This window comes from Formosa undariae (genome assembly GCF_042427615.1).
GTDB lineage: Bacteria > Bacteroidota > Bacteroidia > Flavobacteriales > Flavobacteriaceae > Formosa > Formosa undariae.
Window position 1 is genome coordinate 455,039 of the sequence record NZ_JBHMEZ010000001.1, and the last position, 21,454, is coordinate 476,492.

Here is a 21,454-nt window from a genome sequence, read left to right on the forward strand (position 1 = left end):
CGGTAGATTATTGTTCATATGTAACTTCTACGGTATGTTTAATTTTTTTATCTCCAAGCGAAAACAAAAATTGTTTTGAAGGCTCACAATCATTATAATCTTGTCCGTGTGAAATTTTCACATGATTATGACTTACCAATAAATCATTTATTGGGTCGAAACCAATCCAACCTAATTTTGGAATATAGACTTCTGCCCAAGCATGGATTTGAGAATCATTGAAAAAATCGTTCCCTTGGTGCAAATAACCTGACACATAACGCGCAGGAACATTGTTCTGTCTAATAATTGCTAAAAACAAATGCACAAAACCCTGACTGCCCGCTGCCTTCTTTTCGATAACGTCTTTTAAAGCCATCTCTTGATCTGTGACGTCTTTTCTAAAGCTTAGATAGTTATAAACCCAGCTATTCAATTGTATGATATTATCTAAAATATGCTTAGACGTATCGAATTTAAAAATGCGTAAATGTTCTTTTGGTAAACGTGTAAGTGCTGTAATACTTAGCGAAGACTCAAAATCTACTTTAAAATCTAATGTGCTTATTGCGATATAATCGTCTTCGACCTTAGAAGCCGCATCTACTTTAACCGACTTAATTTCAGTTTTTTTCATTTTAAAAACAGCTTCAAAACGCATGGTTTCAAAAGGTTTTTTATAATGAATTCTCACGGTATCGAAATCATATCCATTTATAGATTTTTCTATCGGACAATCTAACGAAGTACTAAATTTACTAGAAACCAAATCTTGAGTTTCATTATTTTGAGGAATAACTAAAAACTGCCAAAAAGCTTCGAAAACAGGGTTTTCGTAAATATTTTCGGCAGTATATTTTATTGTATAATTGAACATCTTGTTAATAATTAGGAAGTGTTCAAATTAAAACTATTTCTAAATACGATTATATTTTTTCTTGATAAAAATACTCTTCTTCAATCTTTTCGCTTATTCGAATTAGGCTATCAAATGTGTCGGCTAGAAAACCTTTTACATCTTCTGGTATTTCTTCTATTGTTTTATACTTATACTCACATCTCATTTTCCCTATTAAAAATGTAGCGGTGTCTTTTTCACGCGCTTTTAATGGATCGAGCATGGTTATATATGTTTGTATCTCGTCTAAACAACTTAATATCGTTCTTGGAGATCTTGGATTTAGAATTAAAAATTCTAATGCAGAATTTTGTGTGGGTGCTTTTTTATACACTCTACGATTAACGTCTAACACGTTAAGACATTTTAAAAGTGTAGTCCACTCAAAACTCTTTTTTAATAGTTTAGGTTTATTGATTGTAGCCTCCACCGCATCATCGTACTTTATTTGTAAAATACGAGAAACTTGTGTCGCTCTTTCAATATTCATACCTAATTTAATAAGTGCATATACCTCGTCATGTAACATGGTACTACGCATTTTCCCTTTCATGATGGTAGATTGATCCATAACATGACTTGTGAAATCGTGCAAACCTCGAGTTACAAAATGCTCTTTAGAATATGCTATAACAGAATGATAATAGGTATTCATAGCCTCATAACAGTCGCTAGAAATTAAATCTCTGGAGCTACTTGCATTCTCTCTAGCATAGGTTATACATTGTAATATAGAATAATGTTTCTCGGGATTTAAGGCCGTGTTATAAAGCACATCCTCTTCTTTTAGAGTTTCTTCATCATATTCTTCTTCTCCAACCATTTCATACATGGATCGAAGCACAAATTGACGGTCTCTAGATAATTTATTAGGCGCGTCTAAAGACGAAAAGTAATTTACATTTGTAAAACGTGCTGTGTGTTCTGCACGCTCCATATAACGCCCCATCCAAAATAAGTTATTGGCTATTCTTGCTAACATATATTATTTATTTTTTTAAAACCCAAGTATCTTTTGATCCTCCTCCTTGAGATGAGTTCACTATTAAATTTCCTTTTTTAAGCGCCACACGTGTTAATCCGCCTTTTAGAACAAATTCTTTGTCCTGACCAAGCAAAGTAAACGTACGCAAATCTACATGTCGTTGCTCGAAAGACTGACAATCGTCTATGTATGTGGCATGCACAGATAGTGATAATATTGGCTGTGCAATATATTTTCTTGGGTTTTCAAGAATCACCTTTTTAACCGCTTCTATTTCTGGTTTGGTTAATCGATTCCCAATAGAGATACCATAACCTCCAGCTTCATCCACAGGTTTTATTACCAAATTATGAATATTTTCTAAAACAAATTTCAACTCTTTTGGCCTACTACAATGGTAGGTATGAACATTATTTAAAATAGGCTCTTCTCCGAGATAAAACTTAATAATCTGAGGCATATACGTATAAATTGCCTTGTCGTCTGCAACTCCGGTTCCAGGAGCATTTACCAAACTAACATTACCTTTTTTATAAGCAGCAAATAATCCAGGAACACCAATCGCTGAATCTTTTTTAAACGCTAACGGATCTAAATACGTGTCGTCTATTCGTCTATAGATAACATCTACTTTTTTAAGTCCGTAAATGGTTTTCATATATACAAAATCATTCTCCACGACTAGATCGCGACCTTCTACTAATTCTATTCCGATCGTTTTTGCTAAAAAAGAATGCTCGTAATATGCAGAATTATAAACCCCTGGTGTTAAGATTACGCAGGTAGGAACATCGACACCCTTAGGCTTAACCGACTCCATAATTTCTAATAAATTTTCTGAGTAATCTGCAACCGGCTGAATTTCGTAATGATTAAAAGCACCAAATAAAGAACGCTTTAAAGCGTTTCGATTATACATTACATAACTCACCCCAGAAGGACACCTAATATTATCTTCTAAAACATAATATTTCCCATCGGAATGCTTAATAAGATCGGTTCCTGAAATATGATTATAAATACCTCCCGCTGGATCCAAACCACCCATTTGCCTTAAATAATTCGCAGAAGAGCTAATTAACTCCATAGGAACAATTCCTGCCTTTATTATTCTTTGATCATGATAAATATCAGAAATAAAAGCATTTAGCGCCTTGCAGCGTTGTAAAGCACCGCGCTCTATAATTTCCCACTCTCCAGCATCAATTATTCTTGGAAATAAGTCGAAAGGGAAAATTTTTTCTTGAGGTTTAGCATCATTATAGACCTGAAAAGTTATCCCCTGATTAAAAGAAGAGGCTTTTGATTTATTGTTTAGATTGATAAAATCTTCAATAGGATAACCATTATATAAATCGAATAATTTCTTATAAACTTCTCTAACATTTTGCTTCTTATCAAAAATCTCATCGAACAATTTATCATTACTATCGTATGAAGAAAAAAGGTGCTTTAAATTGGTTGGTTCCATGCATTTTACGTTTTTCCTAAATTAACAATTATTTTTTGTGTTTTTGGTATAAAAAAAATATTAATTTTTAATTTTTAATCTATATTTCACACTAAAAACACAGCGTTAATAGTAAATTCATAATTACTTAACATATAAATATATTCTAAAATTAGAGAATTTATTCAGATATATTCAACTAACTTTCTACCCTAAAATTCATAAAAAACAGATTCATATGCTTATTGATTTAAGAAGCGATACCGTTACAAAACCATCACCCGAAATGCTAGAAGCTATGATGGCTGCTAAAGTTGGAGACGATGTTTATAAAGAAGATGAAACTATAAATCTTTTAGAAGAACGTATTGCAAAGATGTTTGGGAAACCTCATGCAATGTTTTTTCCTAGTGGCACCATGGCAAACCAAACAGCCATTAAATTACACACTAATCCCGGCGACCAGGTTATTTGCGACAAATATGCACATATATATAATTACGAAGGCGGAGGTGCATCTTTTAACAGCGGTGTTTCTTGTAAATTAATAGATGGAAATCGAGGCATGTTTAACGCTCAAGATGTTATTGATGCTATTAACCCTCCAGAATTTTACCATAACCCACTTTCAAAATTAGTAGAAGTTGAAAACACGACGAATAAAGGGGGTGGTGCATGTTGGGATTTTAAGGAATTAGAGAGAATAAAATCGGTATGCACAGCACATAACTTAGGGTATCATTTAGATGGTGCTCGCCTATGGAATGCTTTAGTAGCAAAGAACGAAACTACAGAACAATACGGTGATGTATTCGACACTATTTCTGTTTGCCTAAGCAAAGGGCTTGGATGTCCTATAGGATCGGTTTTAACTGGAGACGAGAAATTTATGAAAAATGCGTTACGTATAAGAAAAATGCTAGGTGGTGGTATGCGCCAAGGTGGTTTTTTAGCAGGTGCAGGACTTTACGCTTTAGACCATAATATTACGCGTTTATCTGAAGACCACAATAAAGCCAAGGAATTGGGGGAGCATTTAAAAATGTTAAGCGTTGTAAAACACGTTGAACAATCGGAAACCAATATTGTGATTTTCGAATTAGACGAAGTTAAAAACAGTAATGCCTTCATCTCTAAACTTAAGAACTATAACATTTTAATAAGCGATATGGGACAGGGTAAACTACGCCTGGTTACACATTTAGATTACACTAATGATATGCACTCTAAAGTTTTGGACACTTTCAAAGCATTAAAATTTTAAAATAAAACCAAAAAAAAGAGCCTTTAGAAATAAAATCTGAAGGCTCTTAAATATTATTGACAGAAATAGCCTAAACTACTCCTTGTGCCAACATCGCATCTGCTACTTTAACAAAACCTGCAATATTTGCACCTTTTACATAATCTACATATCCGTCTTCCTGAGTTCCGTAATCGACACAAGATGCATGAATATCATTCATAATCTGATGTAATTTTTCATCAACCTTTTCTCTCGGCCAATTTAAACGCAGTGAATTTTGACTCATTTCTAAACCTGAAGTTGCAACCCCTCCAGCATTAGATGCTTTCCCTGGAGAAAACAATACTTTAGCATCTTGAATAATTTCAATAGCTTCTGGTGTTGTAGGCATATTAGCACCTTCGGCGATAGCAATAACATTATTTGCTATTAATAATTTCGCATCGTTAGCATCTAATTCATTTTGCGTTGCACACGGCATTGCTAAATCACATTTTATAGACCAAGGTCGTTCTCCTGCTATAAATTTCGCATTAGGATATGCATCTACATATTCGTTTATACGTCCGCGTTTTACATTCTTAAGCTCCATAACAAAAGCCAACTTTTCAGCATCTATCCCATCAGCATCATAAATATATCCTGAAGAATCTGAAAGCGTAACTACTTTAGCTCCAAATTCTGTAGCTTTTTCACATGCATATTGAGCCACATTTCCAGAACCTGAAATAACAACAGTTTTACCTTCAAATGATTCGTTACGAGTATCTAACATATTTTTCGCAAAATAAACAGCACCATAACCCGTCGCTTCTGGACGTATTAATGAACCACCATATTCCATTCCTTTACCAGTTAACACTCCGGTAAATTCGTTACGTAATCTTTTATACTGACCAAATAAATACCCAATTTCTCGTCCGCCAACACCAATATCTCCGGCAGGTATATCTGTATTCGGACCAATATGGCGACTTAATTCGGACATGAAAGACTGACAAAAAGCCATCACTTCATTATCACTTTTACCCTTAGGATTAAAATCGCTTCCACCTTTTCCTCCACCCATAGGCAGAGTTGTTAAGGCATTTTTGAAGGTTTGTTCAAATCCTAAAAATTTTAAAATACTTAAATTCACTGAAGGATGAAAACGCAATCCTCCTTTATAAGGACCTATAGCAGAATTAAATTCTACTCTAAACCCTCTATTTACTTGAATTTCTCCTTTATCATCAATCCAAGCTACTCTAAAAATTATTGTTCGTTCTGGTTCAACGATACGTTCCAATAATTTTTTTCCTTTATATTTTGGGTTATTCTCAATAAACGGAATTACAGTCTCCGCAACTTCGTGCACTGCTTGAAGAAACTCAGGTTCGTGACTATTAGTTTGTTCCACGAACTCTAAAAAAGCATTTATTTGATTTTTCATTTTATAAAAATTACGATACTATTAAATAAGCATTAGTTTCTGAACTACAAATATACATTATCTACAAAAAACACTTTCCTTATTTTAATATTTCACAATTATTTTGTTGTTAAATAAATCTAAACAACGAAATACATAGAATTATTTGATTAATACTAATCATTTTATATATTTGCTTTGCTATTAATACCTACATAACAGCATCTATTTTTAAATAAAATGCTAAAAAACCTAAAACGTTTATTATTCGTAATATATTTTTGCTGTTTCTATTCTGCTTTTTCACAAACAGGATTTGAGTTAGGCATACTTGCGGGCCCTGTACAAGTACGTTCTGATTTTGGACTACGAGGAGACGGTACTACAAACTCTGGAAACATAGGATATGGCGTAGGCCTTATGCTAGACATAAATCCAATGGACTGGGGAGGAGGAGAACGACTTATAGAAAACTATATCGTAGATCACTTTAAACTTCGTTTCGACGTCTCTTACAACAAAACACAATTAAAACATTACGGTCAATATGTTGATTCTGATAGCAATAGTGAGAACACTATTAAATTAAAAAATCAACGTGGGGAATCTAAGAATATTAACACAGGAGCTTTCCTAGAATATTATCCATTAAGTAACAGAAAGTTTTATTACCATCTAATGGATTTTAGTCCTTATGCAATATTCGGATTTCAATATATATATGCACAACCGGGAGCAAACACCACCAATTCAAGAGATCTTTATAGTGAATGGCTACCAGGTTCTGTAAACACAGGTACCTTCAATGCCCTATCTATTGACACTGGGGTTGGAATACGTTATAAAGTAAGTGATTATTCCGACTTCCTAATAGAAGCTAAAGTTCAGTTTTACACAAGTGACTGGGTAGACGGATTAAACCATCAGTTAAGTTATAACAAAAATAACGACTCGTTAATCTGGATTAATATAGGTTATGTATACTATATTAATTAATATCGCTCTTCAGCTGTACTAGATTTAATTAACACACCTTTAATATATAAATCTTAACTTTTACTTCTGTTATCTAACTGCAATATGTACCTTTATTATAGAATTATAAAGTTATTATATGCAACTTAGACTACACCCTTTTCTTATTATTTTTAGCCTTCTTACTTTGGCTTCATGTACCGAAAAACAAGCCATTATTTTTACAGAAGAATCCATCACGGCTCCCAACAATACAATTGTTGAGATTAATATTCCAATGGCGGTAGGAGACAGTAAAGCTGCGTTGCTTATTAATACAACATTAAAAAAACGCGTTGCTTCGGAACTTGAATTTAATCAAGAAATTCAAGCCACCAATACCATTGAAGCCAACATAGAAAACTTCAATAGTGAATACATCAGTTTTAAAAATGAATTTCCAGAAAGCGCACAAGAATGGGAAGCTCAAATTGACGGTGAGATTATGTTTGAATCCCCAGAAATTATTAGTATTTCACTAACATCTTACACAAATACTGGAGGCGCTCATGGAATTTTAATAATTAGCTTCTTAAATTTTGATGGACAGACAGGCGAACTTATTCAAAACGATGAGCTCATCGAGAACGCAGAACAATTCAATCAACTAGCAAATCCATATTTCGATGAGGCTATTTCAGAGAAAAAAGACATGTATTTAGACACTGAAAAATTCATTTTACCTCAAAATATTGGATACAGCGCGGATGGATTAATTTTACTATATAACACCTACGAAATAGCTCCATACGCCGCCGGAATCACGGAATTTGTTATTCCTTTCGACAAGGCAAATTCTTATTTAAAGTTTGACGGATTTTAATAACGACTTTACTATACCTAAATGAAGACCTTCATGAAACAAGACAAAAGTTAAGGCTTCATCTATATTGTGTATTGTTGTTCCTGTCGTTTCTGGTGTATATTCCGGAAAGTTCACAAAGGCATTATTACTATAATTTACCTGAGTTTGCTTAGCCGTTTCTGTTAATAATTCACTTATAAGATTAACATCTGCCTGAGTTACATCGGCTTCTGGTTTAGACCCTTTTTTGTAAGCATCCACAAAATCGTCGGAGACTAACATTGGCACTCCAGATAATTTATAAATCAGAACCTGCTCGGTAGCAATAACATGAGCGATATTCCAAATAATATTATTATTGTAACCCGTCGGAATTTTATTTAATTCTTCTAGACTTAGTTGTTCTAAAAATAATTTAAAAAATCCTCTCGTTTTTTCAAACACTTCAAAAGTAAAATTCATTATATCTATTTTTGACTAAATATAAGTGAAACTCATTAAAATGCCTTTATTTTGCAAGTAAATAACACAATCATGAAAAAGATATACTACTTAAAAACGTGCAATACTTGCATGCGTATTATTAAGGAATTAGACCTTCCAAATGATGTCGTTTTTCAAGACATAAAAGAAACTCCAATAACTGTTGCTCAACTTGAAGACATGCACAAATTATCAGGTAGTTATGAAGCTCTTTTTAGTAAACGTGCCAAACTATACAAAGAAATGGATTTAAAAAATCAGACCTTAGAAGAAGCTGATTACAAAAATTACATTTTAGAGCATTATACCTTTTTAAGCCGCCCGGTTTTAATTTACAATAATGAAATTTTTATCGGAAATAGTAAAAAATCGGTAGCCGCTGCCAAACAAGCTATACATGAATAAACGCACATTAGCATTAGTTTTACTCTTCTTAGTTCAAGTATTTTATGGATTAAATTACGGCTTTGCCAACGACGTTATAGACGGTGGTTTCATCAAGCCAGCTGGATTTATTTTACTACGTTTGTTAGGAGCCACAACTCTGTTCTGGATTTTGGGAATATTTATTCCTAAGGAAAAAATTGACAAGCAAGATTACTTAACCTTTATAGCCGCAGCATTTTTTGGGATGTTCCTAAACATGCTCTCTTTTTTTAAAGGTTTAGAATACACCACCCCTATCCATGCCTCTGTAATATCTACAATTACACCAATTGTTGTACTTGTACTTTCCTCTATTTATTTAAAGGAAAAGATTACCTCTTTAAAAATTATTGGAATCGTTTTAGGATTTTCTGGAGCTATAATTCTGAGTATTTATGGAAAAGCCATACATTCCGGCGATAACATCTTACTAGGGAATTCTCTGATTATTCTTAATGCTACCGCTTTTAGTATCTACCTAATAATAGCGAAAAAACTAACAGCTAAATATCATCCGCTAACTATTATAAAATGGCTATTCCTTTTAGGTTTAATAATGACAACACCTTTTGGTATTCAAGAATTTCGCGCCGTACAATGGCATACGTTTTCACCTTACAATATATTTTCAGCAGTTTTTGTAGTTGTTTTTGCAACGTTCGGAACTTACTTATTAAATGTAATTGCGCTAAAACACGTAAAAGCATCTACAGCTAGCATCTTTGTTTACCTCCAACCCATAGTTGCAGCCATTTTTGCTTTAATTATTGGCAGCGACACTATAAATAGTGTCAAAATAATAGCTGCCATTTTAATTTTTGTTGGCGTGTATTTAGTGACTAAACCCTCTAAATAAACTAGTTTTTTAAATCTTTAGGGACTTTATTAAGTACTCGTGTATCTGCTTTTGTTAACACTTTAAAATCTTCTGTTTTCGGGAACGCATCGGCTAACGTCATTAATTGCTCTGGCAGCGCTGTTAATTTGCGTTGTTTTAAATCTATCCAGCCACCTAACATTTCACAGTGTGCGATGTTCTCACCTTTTTTATTATAGAAATTATGCTCGAATTTAAAAAACTTCCCATCTTCACTTATTCCTGAAACCTCTAAACCTACAGTTATTGGCTGTCCTAAAAACGCTTCTTTATAATAATACATATGTTCGTAAAATACTACCGGACCTATATTATGCTGTGCCATATCCTTAGCAGAGAATCCGCTTTCTAGTAAAAAAGCCATTCGCGTATGACTCATAAAATTGGTGTAAGCAGAATTGGCTAAATGACGATTTGCATCAATATCACTCCATCGTATTTCAAATTGTTTTGTATACATCTCTTTAATTTTTCAGTGCAATAAAAATAAAAAAGAATACTGCACATACATACTAATTTTAGAATTTTCTAAACGCTTAAGTTTAATTACCTTTGCACAACTTTTAATTATAGTTTATGATATATTCAATGACGGGTTACGGTAAATCTGTATTACAATTACCAACCAAAAAAATTTCTATAGAAATAAAATCACTGAACAGTAAAAACCTAGATTTGAATACGCGAATGCCTTCTTTTTACAGAGAGAAGGAATTGAATTTACGTAAACTTATTGCCGATAAACTTGAACGCGGAAAAATTGATTTCTCGATTTTTGTTGAAGTTACAGGTGAAGCAACATCTACACAAATTAACAAGCCTGTTGTTAAAGAATATCTTAAACAATTAAAAGAAATTGTTGATGGAGACACTACCGAATTACTTAAAATGGCAGTCCGTTTTCCTGATGCATTAAGTACAGAACGTGAAGATATAGATGAAAATGAATGGGAAATCATTTTAAATGAAATTCATACGGCATTAAATCATATTAGCGAATATCGTTTAGATGAAGGTAAAGTACTAGAAGCCGATTTTATAAATAGAATCGCTACAATTGAAAGATTACTAGAAGAAGTTATCGCTATAGATCCAGAACGTATTGAAGCTGTAAAAGAGCGTTTACGCAAAGGTATTGAGGACTTAAAAGAGAAAGTAGACGAGAACAGATTCGAGCAAGAACTTGTATACTATATTGAGAAATATGATATCACTGAAGAAAAAGTACGTTTAAAAAATCATTTAGAATATTTTATGTCTTCATTAAATTCTGAAGATTCAAACGGAAAGAAATTAGGGTTTATCGGTCAGGAACTTGGACGTGAAATTAACACCATTGGTTCTAAAAGTAATTATGCACCTATGCAAAAATTAGTAGTGCAAATGAAAGACGAATTAGAAAAAATTAAAGAACAACTTTTAAACGTATTATAACATGTCTAAAGGGAAACTTATTGTTTTTTCTGCCCCTTCAGGATCCGGAAAAACAACAATTGTAAGACACCTACTTGGTCTTGAAGAATTAAATTTAGAATTTTCAATTTCGGCAACTTCACGCGAAAAACGTGGTACTGAAGAGCACGCTAAAGATTACTATTTCTTATCGTTAGAAGATTTTAAAAACAACATTAAAACCGATGCCTTTCTAGAATGGGAAGAAGTCTATCGCGACAACTTTTACGGCACTTTAAAGAGTGAGGTAGAGCGTATTTGGGCACAAGGTAAACATGTAATTTTTGATATCGATGTTTCAGGAGGATTACGTATTAAACGTAAATTTCCAGAAGAAACACTCTCCATTTTTGTAAAACCACCAAGTATAGACGAGTTAAAAATCCGCTTAAAAAAGCGCAAAACAGAAACTGAAGATAAAATAAATATGCGAGTAGCAAAAGCTTCGGCAGAATTAGCTACAGCTCCACTTTTCGATGTTATTATTGAAAACGACACTCTAGAACATGCGCTTGCAGAAGCAGAGCAAATCGTTTCAGATTTTATCAGTAAAGATTAAAAATTTATGAAAATCGGTCTGTATTTCGGCACCTTCAACCCTATTCACATTGGACATTTAATCATTGCCAATCATATGGCAGAATACAGTGATTTGGACCAAATTTGGTTAGTTGTTACGCCTCATAATCCGTTTAAAAAGAAAAACACACTACTAGATAATCATCACAGATTCGATATGGTGTATGAAGCAACAAAAGATTATGACAAGTTAGAGGCGAGTGACATTGAATTTAAATTACCTCAGCCTAGTTATACTATAAACACGCTAACTCATCTTTTTGAAAAGCATCCTAATCATGAATTTTCACTTATTATGGGTGAAGACAATTTAAAAGGATTTCATAAATGGAAAAATAACGATGTTATTTTAGAGAATCATGACATTTATGTCTACCCAAGGATTTCTGAAGGTAAGACTGAGACTCAACTAATTAATCATCCTAAAATTCACAAGATTGACGCACCCATTATGGAAATATCTTCAACCTTTATAAGGCAAGCTATTCACGATGGCAAAAGCTGTAAACCATTACTCCCAGAACATGTTTGGAAGTATATAGACGACATGAATTTTTACAAATAAAAAAAGGGTGATTCTAATTTGAATCGCCTTTTTTCTTATCCGCTATTTTAGTCACTAATCTAAAATAAAACCAAGTAACACTTTTCCTAGAGAATATCATTCACTCCCAATAATTGAATTCCGACAACAATTAGAAGGTCTTTATCGGAAGACCATTCATAATAATTTCTGTAATATTTTAAATAACGACACGAAAAGCTGTCATAATAAGTGTCATAAGTGCGCTTTTACAACAAAGTTGTTGCTAGTTTTCCGCAAATAAAATATCTTGCATACAATTGTGTTTAGAAAGTAAATCCAATTTTAGAATATAAATTAAATATAAGATGAATAAAAAAGTTTTTGTTTCTGGGTGTTTTGACATGCTACATAGTGGCCATATTGCATTTTTTAAAGAAGCCTCTATGTACGGTGACTTATATGTTGGAATAGGTTCTGACGCAACTATTTCAGAATTGAAAGGGCGACAAACCATTAATTCGGAACAAGAAAGACTTTACATGATAAATGCCATTAGGTATGTAAAAAAAGCTTTTGTAAATACGGGTTCTGGTATCTTAGATTTCAAAGAAGATTTGGAAACATTAAAACCTGATTTTTTTGTAGTCAATGAAGATGGTTTTTCTCCTAAAAAAGAAGAATTATGTAACGCCCTTAACATCGAACTAAAAAATCTAAAACGTATTCCTGATGAAGGTCTTCCTGAACGCTCTACAACAGCGATAAGATCTGCAGGAAATTGTTCTTTACCTTATCGTATAGATTTAGCAGGAACTTGGGTAGATCAACCTTACGTCTCTAAATTTCATCCAGGATGGGCTATTACCTTATCTATAGAGCCTATTATAGAATATAACGAACGTTGCGGTATGTCAACTTCTACTAGAAATGCTGCAAAACAAATTTGGCCTTATTATTTACCTTTAGAAAAGCCAGAAAAATTAGCCGAAATACTTTTTAAATTTGAAAACACACCGGGATCAACTTTAATTTCTGGCGCACAAGATGCTATTGGTATTTGTATGCCGGGTCTTACAAGACACTATTACGATAAAGCATATTGGCCTACAAAATTCGAATCTATTGACGACGAATCTACATTAGCCTGGCTAGAAGAACATATATACATGGTTATGCTATGGCCAAGAGAGCCTGGTTTAGATCTTTTAGGGGAAACGTATATCAATGAAGACAATGTAAAAGATTTATCTGAAGCTTCTGAAATGGTATGGGACGCTATTAAAGCTAAAGATTTAGACACCTTTGCTACTGGATTTTTAAATTCATTTAAAGCACAAGTAAAAATGTTTCCGGCAATGGTTAACGATAGAATTAACAAAGAAATCGATAAACACAAAGATCATGCTATGGCATGGAAACTCGCTGGCGCTGGTGGAGGAGGCTATTTAATTTTAGTTTCAAAAGAACCTATTGAAGATGCTATGCGCATTAATATTAGAAGAAAGGAAGTGCTTTAATGCACATTTAGCCTTTAAAATCATTAAGAATCTCTATCAGGTATAATTTATAACAATAATCCATACTTGATAGAGACACTTAACTTTAATCTTAGCAATTAGATACCTCTAATAATTATGCCAAAATTGTTTTGGCAATCACAATCTAATGTTAAGAACACATAATACACTTCAAAAGTCTATAGACTAATTAATGACACATCTTTTAAACGATTTAATGTAAGGATGCTGTATAAAGACTCGCTAAAACTGATCGATTTTATTTAATTTATTCTAATTTTGTTACGTTCGGCAATGAGGTCTTGCTTAAACCGTTCGCACAGAACTGATGCTTCTACTATTAAAGGTTTTTGACTTAGTAGAATCGTTTATATTAGGTACTTATGAAATTTGAACATCTTAAAAAAAAATTAACCGCTTTCGAACAAATTCCTTCCCTATACTATTTACTTAAATGGTTAATTATATGCACCTGTATAGGAGTTGTTACGGGATCTATTTCAGCATTTTTCTTGAAGAGTTTGGAATGGGCCACAAATTACAGAGAATCCAACTTATGGATTATTGCCTTATTACCAATCGGCGGATTTATAATCGGATTAACTTATCATCTTTTTGGAAATAGTGTTGTAAAAGGAAACAACTTACTCCTAGAAGAATTTCATTCGCCTAAAAAAATAATTCCGTTTAAAATGGCTCCATTAGTCCTATTCGGAACCATAGTTACGCATTTATTTGGAGGTTCTGCAGGTCGTGAAGGTACTGCTGTACAAATTGGAGGAGCGGTAGCAGATCAATTCACTAAAATATTCAAACTATCAGATCGCGATCGTAAAATTGTAATTATTGCAGGTATAAGTGCTGGGTTTGCATCGGTATTTGGTACGCCTTTAGCTGGTGGAATTTTCGCTTTAGAAGTACTCATCCTAGGACGTATTCGTCTAGACGCTATCGTTCCAAGTTTTTTAGCTGCGGTGTTGGCCAATTATTTTTGCGAGATTTGGAATGTTGCACATACGCACTATCATATAGACGCGGTTGCCGAGATGAATCCTATTAACTTACTTTGGGCCATGTTGGCAGGAATTATCTTTGGATTAGTCGCTATGCTGTTTTCAAAATCGACTCACTTTTGGGCTAATTTATTTAAAAAACTTATAAAATATCCACCTTTACGCCCTGCGATTGGAGGTGTTATTTTAGCTGTAATTATTTACGGTATTGGTACAACAAAATACATTGGTTTAGGCGTCCCAACCATTGTAGACTCGTTTAGCTCTAATATGAATTCATACGATTTTTTAGCAAAATTATTATTTACATCTTTCACCCTTGGCGCCGGATTTAAAGGTGGTGAGGTCACCCCTTTATTCTATATCGGAGCCACTTTAGGAAATGTATTAATTTGGTTTATTCCTTTACCAATGGGCTTACTAGCCGGTATGGGGTTTGTTGCTGTTTTCGCCGGAGCGACTAATACACCTATTGCTTGTACCGTTATGGGCATTGAATTATTTGGCATTGAAGCCGGTGTTTTTATAGCTATTGCCTGCAGTGTGTCTTATTTGTTTTCTGGACACACCGGAGTTTATACCTCTCAAATTATTGGAAGTCCTAAAAATAATAGTACGTTTCAGGAAAAAGGATTTACGCTATCTGAAATAGACGCCAAAAGACATCAGAAATGAAAACGCTAACGACCATAAGAATTTATTTTGAATACGGTAAAAAACGTAAAGATGTTCCGTTTTGGAAAACCCTTCACGAATCCGATTTTGCAACCATCGTTTTAAAAAAAGCAAAAGCCTCGGACCTAAATCAAGTATTACATTTTAATGTCTCGAAAGGCTATATTAATAGCAAAACTATAAACTGGGGACTTAGTGATATTCAACACTTTAATCACCCGCAAATTATTGAAATTACAGATTCGATTGAAAACATTAACACCTTCTTAGAGTTAGAGAAAGCGTTTTTCGAAGGCACTTCAATTTATATTGTGCAGAACGAAATGCTACTAAAATCTTAAGCTATTCTAACTTATTAAACTTTAAATCTGCTTTATTAATATTTCATTAACCACCAAAATCTAGTTTTTTGTGTACTTTTGAATAGACAAAAGAGAATGCCTTTATGAGTAATGAATTAAAATATGCTGTTTTTGGCGCTGGTAGTTGGGCTACTGCAATTGTAAAAATGCTATGTGAAAACCTTGATGAAGTAGGTTGGTATATGCGTAGTGCTTCCACTAAAGAACACTTATTAAAAGAGCAACATAATCCTAATTACCTAAGCTCTGTAGAGTTTAGAACAGAACAACTTATTTTAAGTAACGATATAAATGAAATTGCGAATTATGCCGACGTTTTAATTTTTGCAATTCCTTCTGCTTTTATGCAAAGTGAATTAGAAAAAATAACCATAGACATCTCTAACAAAACCGTAGTTTCTGCCGTTAAAGGTATTATTCCAGAATCAGGATTATTAGTTGGCGAACATTTTCATAATGTCTACAATGTGTCTTACAACAACATTGCTGTAATTGCTGGACCTTGCCATGCAGAAGAGGTTGCTCTAGAACGTTTATCGTACTTAACTATTTCTTGTGCCGACTCGAAAAAGGCGAAAGCCATTGCTAAAAACTTCTCAAGTAATTATATAAAAACCAAAATTAGCGACGATGTAATCGGAACCGAATACGCCGTTATGCTTAAAAACATTTATGCCATTGCTGCAGGTATTGCGCATGGTTTAGGATACGGAGATAACTTTCAAAGTGTACTTATGAGTAATGCGATTCGCGAAATGAAACGCTTTATTAAGAAGATGCATAAGATGAAACGTAACATAAATAATTCGGCTTATTTAGGCGATTTATTAGTTACGGGATATTCAACGTTTTCTAGAAATAGAATGTTCGGAAATATGATTGGAAAAGGCTATACTGTAAAATCTGCGCAGATGGAAATGAGTATGGTTGCAGAAGGTTATTATGCGACTAAAAGTGCACAATTGCTTAACGACAAAAACGACCGCAAGACCAAACTTCCGATAATTAATGCCGTTTACGAAATTTTATACGAAGGAAAAGATCCTAAAAAGACCTTTGAAAAACTTACAGATAAATTAGATTAAATCTGTAATCCTATTTCACATACACACCTTGAACATCCATAACGGGAACACGCTGCAAAGCGTTTTCATTTATGGTGTTTTCTTTAAAGATAAATGATTTATCAAACATTTTATTGTCTTCAAAAAAGGAAACTTCAAATGTATTCACTAAAGCCAAAACATCATCTTGAAGATATTCGATTTTAGCATAACTTTTAGCAGGAAGCTTGTCGACTTTATGTCTCATTACTGCTGTTTTCTTATCCTTAGAAAGGCCTTTAGAGACGATTAAAACCATCTCTAAATCCACTTCCTTATCATTTACTATATACGCATTCCACTCGTCCGAATTCAAGTCTTTATTAAACACTTTTACAGCGGCTACATAAACATCTTCGACCTTTGGAATTTCAATATCTTTTTTCATACAATTATATTGTAGACTTAAACTGCTCTAAGAAACGCACATCGTTTTCACTTAGTAAACGAATATCATTTATTTGATGTAATAACATCGCAATTCTATCGATTCCTACTCCAAATGCGAAACCAGAATACACTTTAGAATCTATTTTACAGTTTTCTAAAACATTAGGATCTACCATACCGCAACCACCAATTTCTAACCAACCAGTTCCTTTAGTAATTTTGTAATCCGATTCTGTTTCTAATCCCCAATACACATCAATTTCTGCGCTTGGTTCTGTAAACGGAAAGTAAGACGGACGTAAACGAATTTTAGATTTTCCGAACATTTCTGTTGTGAAATACTGAAGCGTTTGTTTTAAATCTGCAAAACTTACATCTTTATCTATATATAATCCTTCAACTTGATGAAAGAAACAGTGAGAACGTGCCGAAATAGCTTCATTTCTATATACACGACCCGGAGAAATTGTACGAATTGGAGGCGCATTATCTTCCATATAACGTACTTGTACAGAACTTGTATGTGTTCTTAACAAGACATCTGGATCTGTTTGAATAAAAAACGTATCCTGCATATCTCTCGCCGGGTGATATTCCGGCAAGTTTAAAGCTGTAAAATTATGCCAATCGTCTTCGATTTCTGGACCTTCACTAACGTTAAATCCTATGGTTGAAAAAATATCAATTATTTGATTTTTTACAATTGAAATCGGGTGACGCGCACCAATAGAAATCGGTTCACCTGGTCTAGACAAATCGCCATAAACACCTTTAGCTTCCTCATTACCTTCCAACTCTGATTTTAAAGCATCTACACGCCCTTGAGCCGTATTTTTAAGCTGATTAATAACTTGACCAAATTCTTTCTTTTGGTCGTTAGCGACGTTCTTAAATTCGGCAAAATAATCGTTTAACAATCCTTTTTTACCTAAGTATTTAATACGGAATGCTTCAACTTCGTCTTTAGACTGTGCTTTAAACGCTTCTGCTTCAGCAATAAGTTCTTTTATTTTATCAATCATGATATTCCTTCAAAAATGAATGCAAATTTAATAATTCTTACTTTATATATTCGGTTTCAACGAAATAGTTTACTATAGCCTCTTTCATTAAAATACTTTGTTCTCCAGCCTTTAATGTAGGGAGTTGTTCTTTAACGGTATAATGCGGCCAACCATCTTCATCTACAAAATCAAATTCGTAGTAACCATAAGGCATAAGCAATTTACATATTGCAATGTGCATTAAATCTAATTTCTGGTCCTTCTTAAAAGTACGATCCAACTGCCCTAATTCCTGTAGGCCAATTAAGTAAATAATTGCATCAAGATCTAAAGTATCTCCATCTGCAAATTGATTAGATAATTTAGTAACGACGTCTTTCCATCGTGTTTTTAATTCTTCGTCTCTAGACATATAATTTTTATTACGCTTAAAATGCGTGGCGCAAAGTTAAAAAATAGCACCTCAAATATCCTAAACATCGCATAAAATATGACAAATTCATTTTAAATATTATATTTGAGAAAACAACCAATTCATTATGACTTTATTAGACATTATCCTTACCGTTATTCTCCTTTTTGGACTGGTAAAAGGATTCATGAACGGCCTATTTGTAGAAATAGCATCTTTACTAGCCCTAATAATCGGAATTTTTGGTGCCATTCACTTTAGTGCATATACAGCTTCTCTTTTTGAACACAAAGTAGATTGGGATGAAAACTATGTGACTATTGCCGCATTTGCAGTGACATTTATTGTTATTGTGTTAGCTATAGGTTTGGCAGGAAAAGCACTAACAAAGCTTGCTGACTTTGCTTTTCTAGGTATTGTGAATAAAATTTTAGGCGCCATTTTCGGCATGCTTAAAATTGGTTTAATTGCAAGTATACTATTAAACATCTTTGGAAATTTAAACGATACTATCCCATTTATGGATAAAAAAGATATTGAAGAATCTATACTTTACGAACCCGTAATGGCGATTTCAACAAAACTATATCCAGCAATTAAAGATAAAGTTGACGAGAAAAAGAAGGATATCTTTTCTAACGATTAATAACAATCTAATTTAAGCTGCCCCTTATTTTTATATACGCTTAGCGGCTGTTCTAGATAACGTTCGCAAATGGCTTCTAATACAATTAGAACATCTTTTTGCATGGCAATAGATCCGCAAATAAGAATCACCCCTTTTTGTTTTAAAACGTGAGCAACATGTTCGCCGTCACGTTCTAGAAGGTGTTGTACATAAACCTTATTATTATCTTGTTTAGAATACGCAATTTCTAGTTTTTGAAGTCGGTTTGTTTTTAAACCTTCATCAATAATAGATTTGTATATTTCGAAAGACGACTCTTGTCTTCCTCCCCAATACAACTGCATATTTTGCCCAGTAGTATTCTGATTAATCATCCCTAAGAACGGCGCAATACCGGTTCCGTTTGCAATCATTAACACCTGTTTCGTACGTTTAGACAATCGGAATTCTTTGTTTCTTATTAATCGCGCTTTAATGGAATCGTTGGTACGCAATTCATTTAAGTAATTAGAACACAATCCCAATTCCTGACGTTTTACACTTAGAAAAATAGAATCATTCACCTTTCCTACAGAATATAAACGCTCTACACTATTTTCTTCGGGTTGCACAGCTAGCAAGTCTCCAGACTTAAAACGTGTTAATCCTAATTTTGGTTTAAAAGCTATAGTAAATGTGTCCTCTGGATTATCGCTTGCATTTGTACTATGGACCACCGTAAACGTCCGTTTTCTTTTCTTATTTTCTATAAGATCGTCTCCTGCCAACTGAATTTGTAACCCCACTTTCTTAGACCATAAATTAATCCATTGTGTGTAGGCTTCGAAAGATTTATTATGGATTGTAAATGGTTTTAAAAGCTGAACAGAATTAGGGTCTGTTTGTAATAAAGTATCGACATCGAAAGCATATTTACAGAAATCAGGATATGCTAAAGAACCAAACCCAACGACTGAAAAACTATACGCATGATCCGATTGTATCGTTTCAAAAATACTTTGGAATTTATTTGCATTTTCAGGCGCCTCTCCTTGACCATAAGTAGCCGACATTACCACTAAATGTTCGCAGGTTTTATATGTTGAAAACGCATTTAATTCAGCAATGAAACTAGATTCCCCTAGTTTTAATAATTGCTTATGCAACATGTTGGCGTATTGCACTGTGCTTCCATTTTCCGACCCAATTAAAATGATGAATTTGGCATCGTCTTTTTTAAATTTATTCTTCAGCTTGGCCTTGCGACGTTTTAACGTCATAGCGAAACCAGAGTACACAAAAAACAAAATATTAAGACAAGCAATGGCTAAAACTAAAGCCCATAAGATACTGCCTTGACCAGTATGTAAATTAATACTTAATCGCGATGCAATGGCTATAAATGGATATTTAGATTCGCTTAAAACATCGCCAGTATATTGATTCACTAGAACTTCGCGATCTTGTAATTGAAGCGTGTAATAATCTTCGACATCTTCAGAGAACGGAAATTCTATGCTTCTGACTTCAGATAATTTGGTATCACTAAAAATAGATTGATATTTTAGATCACGTTTTGGAGTTTCAGAAATCTCATCATAATTAACGTTGTGTGTAAGATTTTCTTTCGGCAATAAATCGAAGCGATATAAAGACAAATAGACACCGGTAAGTGTAAGAATAATGATAGGAATTAAAGATAATCGCCCTAATACAACATGATAATATTGCGCAAAATTCTCGTTTACAATTTTGCTGAAAAAGCGCTTAAAACTGCGCTGTCTTTTTACAATTAAAACCGTTCCAGAAACAGCAATTAAGAAGAGTAAAAACGACGTAATTCCGATAAAAATACGTCCAGTAGATTTTAAGAATAGTGATCTATGGAAGTTTGTTGTCCATTGAAACAATGGAGATTTTTCGATAATATCTCCAATCTTATCACCTGTTCGAGGATCGATATAAAATGTTTCGGCATCTCCTTCTTCAGTGATTACGGATGCAGAAACGAATTCATTAACATCGACATCGACGTTTAAAATTTCAATATAGTTGTCTTTTAAATGCTGTACAGTTTCAGCCAAGGACACCTTATTAAAATCGTCAACCCGATACGGTTGCACTTGATTAGAAATAGGTTCGAATGCTAAAATGATGCCCGTTACCGAAGCCAATACTATAAACACAAAAGAAGATACAGCCAGCGCAAGGTGGCTATATCTCCATATTGAAATTGTCAT

The 21,454-nt window shown here is 33.6% G+C and carries 23 protein-coding genes; 13 read left to right on the top strand and 10 right to left on the bottom strand.

What is annotated here, in order from left to right; all coding sequences use genetic code 11:
- Positions 1-7 precede the first annotated feature (7 nt).
- Genes ACFFVB_RS01985 through ACFFVB_RS01995 form a run of 3 tightly spaced genes read right to left on the bottom strand, consistent with a single transcriptional unit; the run spans position 8 to position 3,333 of the window.
- Positions 8-856 (bottom strand): transglutaminase-like domain-containing protein, encoded by an 849-nt coding sequence (locus ACFFVB_RS01985; RefSeq protein ID WP_382380630.1) that lies wholly within the window; start codon positions 854-856, stop codon positions 8-10.
- Positions 857-905: 49 nt separating this feature from the next.
- On the bottom strand, positions 906-1,859 hold the full coding sequence (locus ACFFVB_RS01990; RefSeq protein ID WP_382380632.1) for an alpha-E domain-containing protein: 954 nt from the start codon (positions 1,857-1,859) through the stop codon (positions 906-908).
- A gap of 7 nt (positions 1,860-1,866) precedes the next feature.
- Positions 1,867-3,333 (bottom strand): circularly permuted type 2 ATP-grasp protein, encoded by a 1,467-nt coding sequence (locus tag ACFFVB_RS01995; protein WP_382380634.1) that lies wholly within the window; start codon positions 3,331-3,333, stop codon positions 1,867-1,869.
- Positions 3,334-3,550: 217 nt separating this feature from the next.
- On the opposite strand from ACFFVB_RS01995, the gene ACFFVB_RS02000 reads away from it, so the two are divergent.
- Positions 3,551-4,576 (top strand): threonine aldolase family protein, encoded by a 1,026-nt coding sequence (locus ACFFVB_RS02000; protein ID WP_382380636.1) that lies wholly within the window; start codon positions 3,551-3,553, stop codon positions 4,574-4,576.
- A gap of 70 nt (positions 4,577-4,646) precedes the next feature.
- Here ACFFVB_RS02000 and gdhA read toward each other — a convergent pair whose 3' ends face one another.
- On the bottom strand, positions 4,647-5,990 hold the full coding sequence (gene gdhA, locus ACFFVB_RS02005; protein ID WP_382380638.1) for an NADP-specific glutamate dehydrogenase: 1,344 nt from the start codon (positions 5,988-5,990) through the stop codon (positions 4,647-4,649).
- Between the two features lie 219 nt (positions 5,991-6,209).
- Between gdhA and ACFFVB_RS02010 the strand changes: the two genes are divergently transcribed.
- Together ACFFVB_RS02010 and ACFFVB_RS02015 are read left to right on the top strand one after the other, a co-directional pair.
- Entirely contained in the window at positions 6,210-6,965 is a 756-nt protein-coding gene (locus tag ACFFVB_RS02010; RefSeq protein WP_382380640.1) for a THC0290_0291 family protein, read from the top strand.
- Between the two features lie 118 nt (positions 6,966-7,083).
- Complete coding sequence (locus ACFFVB_RS02015; RefSeq protein WP_382380642.1) at positions 7,084-7,806, top strand: DUF3298 and DUF4163 domain-containing protein; 723 nt, start codon at positions 7,084-7,086, stop codon at positions 7,804-7,806.
- Here the strand turns inward: ACFFVB_RS02015 and ACFFVB_RS02020 are convergent.
- Entirely contained in the window at positions 7,786-8,250 is a 465-nt protein-coding gene (locus tag ACFFVB_RS02020; RefSeq protein ID WP_382380644.1) for a DinB family protein, read from the bottom strand. The two genes, ACFFVB_RS02015 and ACFFVB_RS02020, sit on opposite strands and share 21 nt — an antisense overlap.
- Before the next feature lie 72 nt (positions 8,251-8,322).
- On the opposite strand from ACFFVB_RS02020, the gene ACFFVB_RS02025 reads away from it, so the two are divergent.
- Positions 8,323-8,676, top strand: coding sequence for an arsenate reductase family protein (locus tag ACFFVB_RS02025; RefSeq protein WP_382380646.1), 354 nt, complete (start codon positions 8,323-8,325; stop codon positions 8,674-8,676).
- Complete coding sequence (locus ACFFVB_RS02030) at positions 8,669-9,553, top strand: DMT family transporter (RefSeq protein WP_382380648.1); 885 nt, start codon at positions 8,669-8,671, stop codon at positions 9,551-9,553. Before ACFFVB_RS02025 ends, ACFFVB_RS02030 begins: the two co-directional genes overlap by 8 nt.
- A gap of 1 nt (position 9,554) precedes the next feature.
- Here the strand turns inward: ACFFVB_RS02030 and ACFFVB_RS02035 are convergent, their stop codons facing one another.
- The gene (locus tag ACFFVB_RS02035; protein WP_382380650.1) at positions 9,555-10,034 is read right to left on the bottom strand and encodes an acyl-CoA thioesterase; all 480 of its coding nucleotides are present in this window, start codon (positions 10,032-10,034) and stop codon (positions 9,555-9,557) included.
- Between the two features lie 116 nt (positions 10,035-10,150).
- On the opposite strand from ACFFVB_RS02035, the gene ACFFVB_RS02040 reads away from it, so the two are divergent.
- The 7 genes from ACFFVB_RS02040 (at position 10,151) to ACFFVB_RS02070 (ending at position 16,783) form a co-directional block, all read left to right on the top strand.
- Positions 10,151-11,008, top strand: coding sequence for a YicC/YloC family endoribonuclease (locus tag ACFFVB_RS02040; protein ID WP_382380652.1), 858 nt, complete (start codon positions 10,151-10,153; stop codon positions 11,006-11,008).
- 1 nt (position 11,009) lies between these two features.
- Positions 11,010-11,585 (top strand): guanylate kinase, encoded by a 576-nt coding sequence (gene gmk, locus ACFFVB_RS02045; RefSeq protein WP_382380654.1) that lies wholly within the window; start codon positions 11,010-11,012, stop codon positions 11,583-11,585.
- A 6-nt stretch (positions 11,586-11,591) separates the two neighbouring features.
- Positions 11,592-12,170: a nicotinate (nicotinamide) nucleotide adenylyltransferase gene (nadD, locus tag ACFFVB_RS02050; protein WP_382380656.1), complete on the top strand. Its 579-nt coding sequence runs from the start codon at positions 11,592-11,594 to the stop codon at positions 12,168-12,170.
- Positions 12,171-12,496: 326 nt separating this feature from the next.
- Positions 12,497-13,648 (top strand): FAD synthase family protein, encoded by a 1,152-nt coding sequence (locus ACFFVB_RS02055; RefSeq protein WP_382380658.1) that lies wholly within the window; start codon positions 12,497-12,499, stop codon positions 13,646-13,648.
- Between the two features lie 383 nt (positions 13,649-14,031).
- Positions 14,032-15,336 (top strand): voltage-gated chloride channel family protein, encoded by a 1,305-nt coding sequence (locus tag ACFFVB_RS02060; RefSeq protein ID WP_382380660.1) that lies wholly within the window; start codon positions 14,032-14,034, stop codon positions 15,334-15,336.
- On the top strand, positions 15,333-15,677 hold the full coding sequence (locus ACFFVB_RS02065; RefSeq protein WP_382380662.1) for a hypothetical protein: 345 nt from the start codon (positions 15,333-15,335) through the stop codon (positions 15,675-15,677). Before ACFFVB_RS02060 ends, ACFFVB_RS02065 begins: the two co-directional genes overlap by 4 nt.
- A gap of 104 nt (positions 15,678-15,781) precedes the next feature.
- Entirely contained in the window at positions 15,782-16,783 is a 1,002-nt protein-coding gene (locus ACFFVB_RS02070) for an NAD(P)H-dependent glycerol-3-phosphate dehydrogenase (protein ID WP_382380664.1), read from the top strand.
- Between the two features lie 10 nt (positions 16,784-16,793).
- On the opposite strand, the gene ACFFVB_RS02075 is transcribed toward ACFFVB_RS02070, so the two are convergent.
- Genes ACFFVB_RS02075 through ACFFVB_RS02085 form a run of 3 tightly spaced genes read right to left on the bottom strand, consistent with a single transcriptional unit; the run spans position 16,794 to position 18,607 of the window.
- Positions 16,794-17,189: a hypothetical protein gene (locus ACFFVB_RS02075; RefSeq protein WP_382380666.1), complete on the bottom strand. Its 396-nt coding sequence runs from the start codon at positions 17,187-17,189 to the stop codon at positions 16,794-16,796.
- 4 nt (positions 17,190-17,193) lie between these two features.
- Entirely contained in the window at positions 17,194-18,213 is a 1,020-nt protein-coding gene (locus ACFFVB_RS02080) for a phenylalanine--tRNA ligase subunit alpha (RefSeq protein ID WP_382380668.1), read from the bottom strand.
- Between the two features lie 37 nt (positions 18,214-18,250).
- Positions 18,251-18,607 carry a hypothetical protein gene (locus tag ACFFVB_RS02085; protein ID WP_382380670.1) on the bottom strand — a complete coding sequence of 119 codons (357 nt, stop codon included), beginning with the start codon at positions 18,605-18,607 and terminating at the stop codon, positions 18,251-18,253.
- Positions 18,608-18,734: 127 nt separating this feature from the next.
- Here ACFFVB_RS02085 and ACFFVB_RS02090 point away from each other — a divergent pair, with 127 nt between their 5' ends.
- Positions 18,735-19,253, top strand: coding sequence for a CvpA family protein (locus ACFFVB_RS02090; RefSeq protein ID WP_382380672.1), 519 nt, complete (start codon positions 18,735-18,737; stop codon positions 19,251-19,253).
- On the opposite strand, the gene ACFFVB_RS02095 is transcribed toward ACFFVB_RS02090, so the two are convergent.
- Positions 19,250-21,454, bottom strand: coding sequence for a PepSY domain-containing protein (locus tag ACFFVB_RS02095; protein ID WP_382380674.1), 2,205 nt, complete (start codon positions 21,452-21,454; stop codon positions 19,250-19,252). The genes ACFFVB_RS02090 and ACFFVB_RS02095 overlap by 4 nt on opposite strands.

Coding starts and splice junctions, on each gene's coding strand:
- ACFFVB_RS01985 (WP_382380630.1), bottom strand. CDS start 856: ATGTTCAATTATACAATAAAATATACTGCCGAAAATATTTACGAAAAC.
- ACFFVB_RS01990 (WP_382380632.1), bottom strand. CDS start 1,859: ATGTTAGCAAGAATAGCCAATAACTTATTTTGGATGGGGCGTTATATG.
- ACFFVB_RS01995 (WP_382380634.1), bottom strand. CDS start 3,333: ATGGAACCAACCAATTTAAAGCACCTTTTTTCTTCATACGATAGTAAT.
- ACFFVB_RS02000 (WP_382380636.1), top strand. CDS start 3,551: ATGCTTATTGATTTAAGAAGCGATACCGTTACAAAACCATCACCCGAA.
- gdhA (WP_382380638.1), bottom strand. CDS start 5,990: ATGAAAAATCAAATAAATGCTTTTTTAGAGTTCGTGGAACAAACTAAT.
- ACFFVB_RS02010 (WP_382380640.1), top strand. CDS start 6,210: ATGCTAAAAAACCTAAAACGTTTATTATTCGTAATATATTTTTGCTGT.
- ACFFVB_RS02015 (WP_382380642.1), top strand. CDS start 7,084: ATGCAACTTAGACTACACCCTTTTCTTATTATTTTTAGCCTTCTTACT.
- ACFFVB_RS02020 (WP_382380644.1), bottom strand. CDS start 8,250: ATGAATTTTACTTTTGAAGTGTTTGAAAAAACGAGAGGATTTTTTAAA.
- ACFFVB_RS02025 (WP_382380646.1), top strand. CDS start 8,323: ATGAAAAAGATATACTACTTAAAAACGTGCAATACTTGCATGCGTATT.
- ACFFVB_RS02030 (WP_382380648.1), top strand. CDS start 8,669: ATGAATAAACGCACATTAGCATTAGTTTTACTCTTCTTAGTTCAAGTA.
- ACFFVB_RS02035 (WP_382380650.1), bottom strand. CDS start 10,034: ATGTATACAAAACAATTTGAAATACGATGGAGTGATATTGATGCAAAT.
- ACFFVB_RS02040 (WP_382380652.1), top strand. CDS start 10,151: ATGATATATTCAATGACGGGTTACGGTAAATCTGTATTACAATTACCA.
- gmk (WP_382380654.1), top strand. CDS start 11,010: ATGTCTAAAGGGAAACTTATTGTTTTTTCTGCCCCTTCAGGATCCGGA.
- nadD (WP_382380656.1), top strand. CDS start 11,592: ATGAAAATCGGTCTGTATTTCGGCACCTTCAACCCTATTCACATTGGA.
- ACFFVB_RS02055 (WP_382380658.1), top strand. CDS start 12,497: ATGAATAAAAAAGTTTTTGTTTCTGGGTGTTTTGACATGCTACATAGT.
- ACFFVB_RS02060 (WP_382380660.1), top strand. CDS start 14,032: ATGAAATTTGAACATCTTAAAAAAAAATTAACCGCTTTCGAACAAATT.
- ACFFVB_RS02065 (WP_382380662.1), top strand. CDS start 15,333: ATGAAAACGCTAACGACCATAAGAATTTATTTTGAATACGGTAAAAAA.
- ACFFVB_RS02070 (WP_382380664.1), top strand. CDS start 15,782: ATGAGTAATGAATTAAAATATGCTGTTTTTGGCGCTGGTAGTTGGGCT.
- ACFFVB_RS02075 (WP_382380666.1), bottom strand. CDS start 17,189: ATGAAAAAAGATATTGAAATTCCAAAGGTCGAAGATGTTTATGTAGCC.
- ACFFVB_RS02080 (WP_382380668.1), bottom strand. CDS start 18,213: ATGATTGATAAAATAAAAGAACTTATTGCTGAAGCAGAAGCGTTTAAA.
- ACFFVB_RS02085 (WP_382380670.1), bottom strand. CDS start 18,607: ATGTCTAGAGACGAAGAATTAAAAACACGATGGAAAGACGTCGTTACT.
- ACFFVB_RS02090 (WP_382380672.1), top strand. CDS start 18,735: ATGACTTTATTAGACATTATCCTTACCGTTATTCTCCTTTTTGGACTG.
- ACFFVB_RS02095 (WP_382380674.1), bottom strand. CDS start 21,454: ATGACAATTTCAATATGGAGATATAGCCACCTTGCGCTGGCTGTATCT.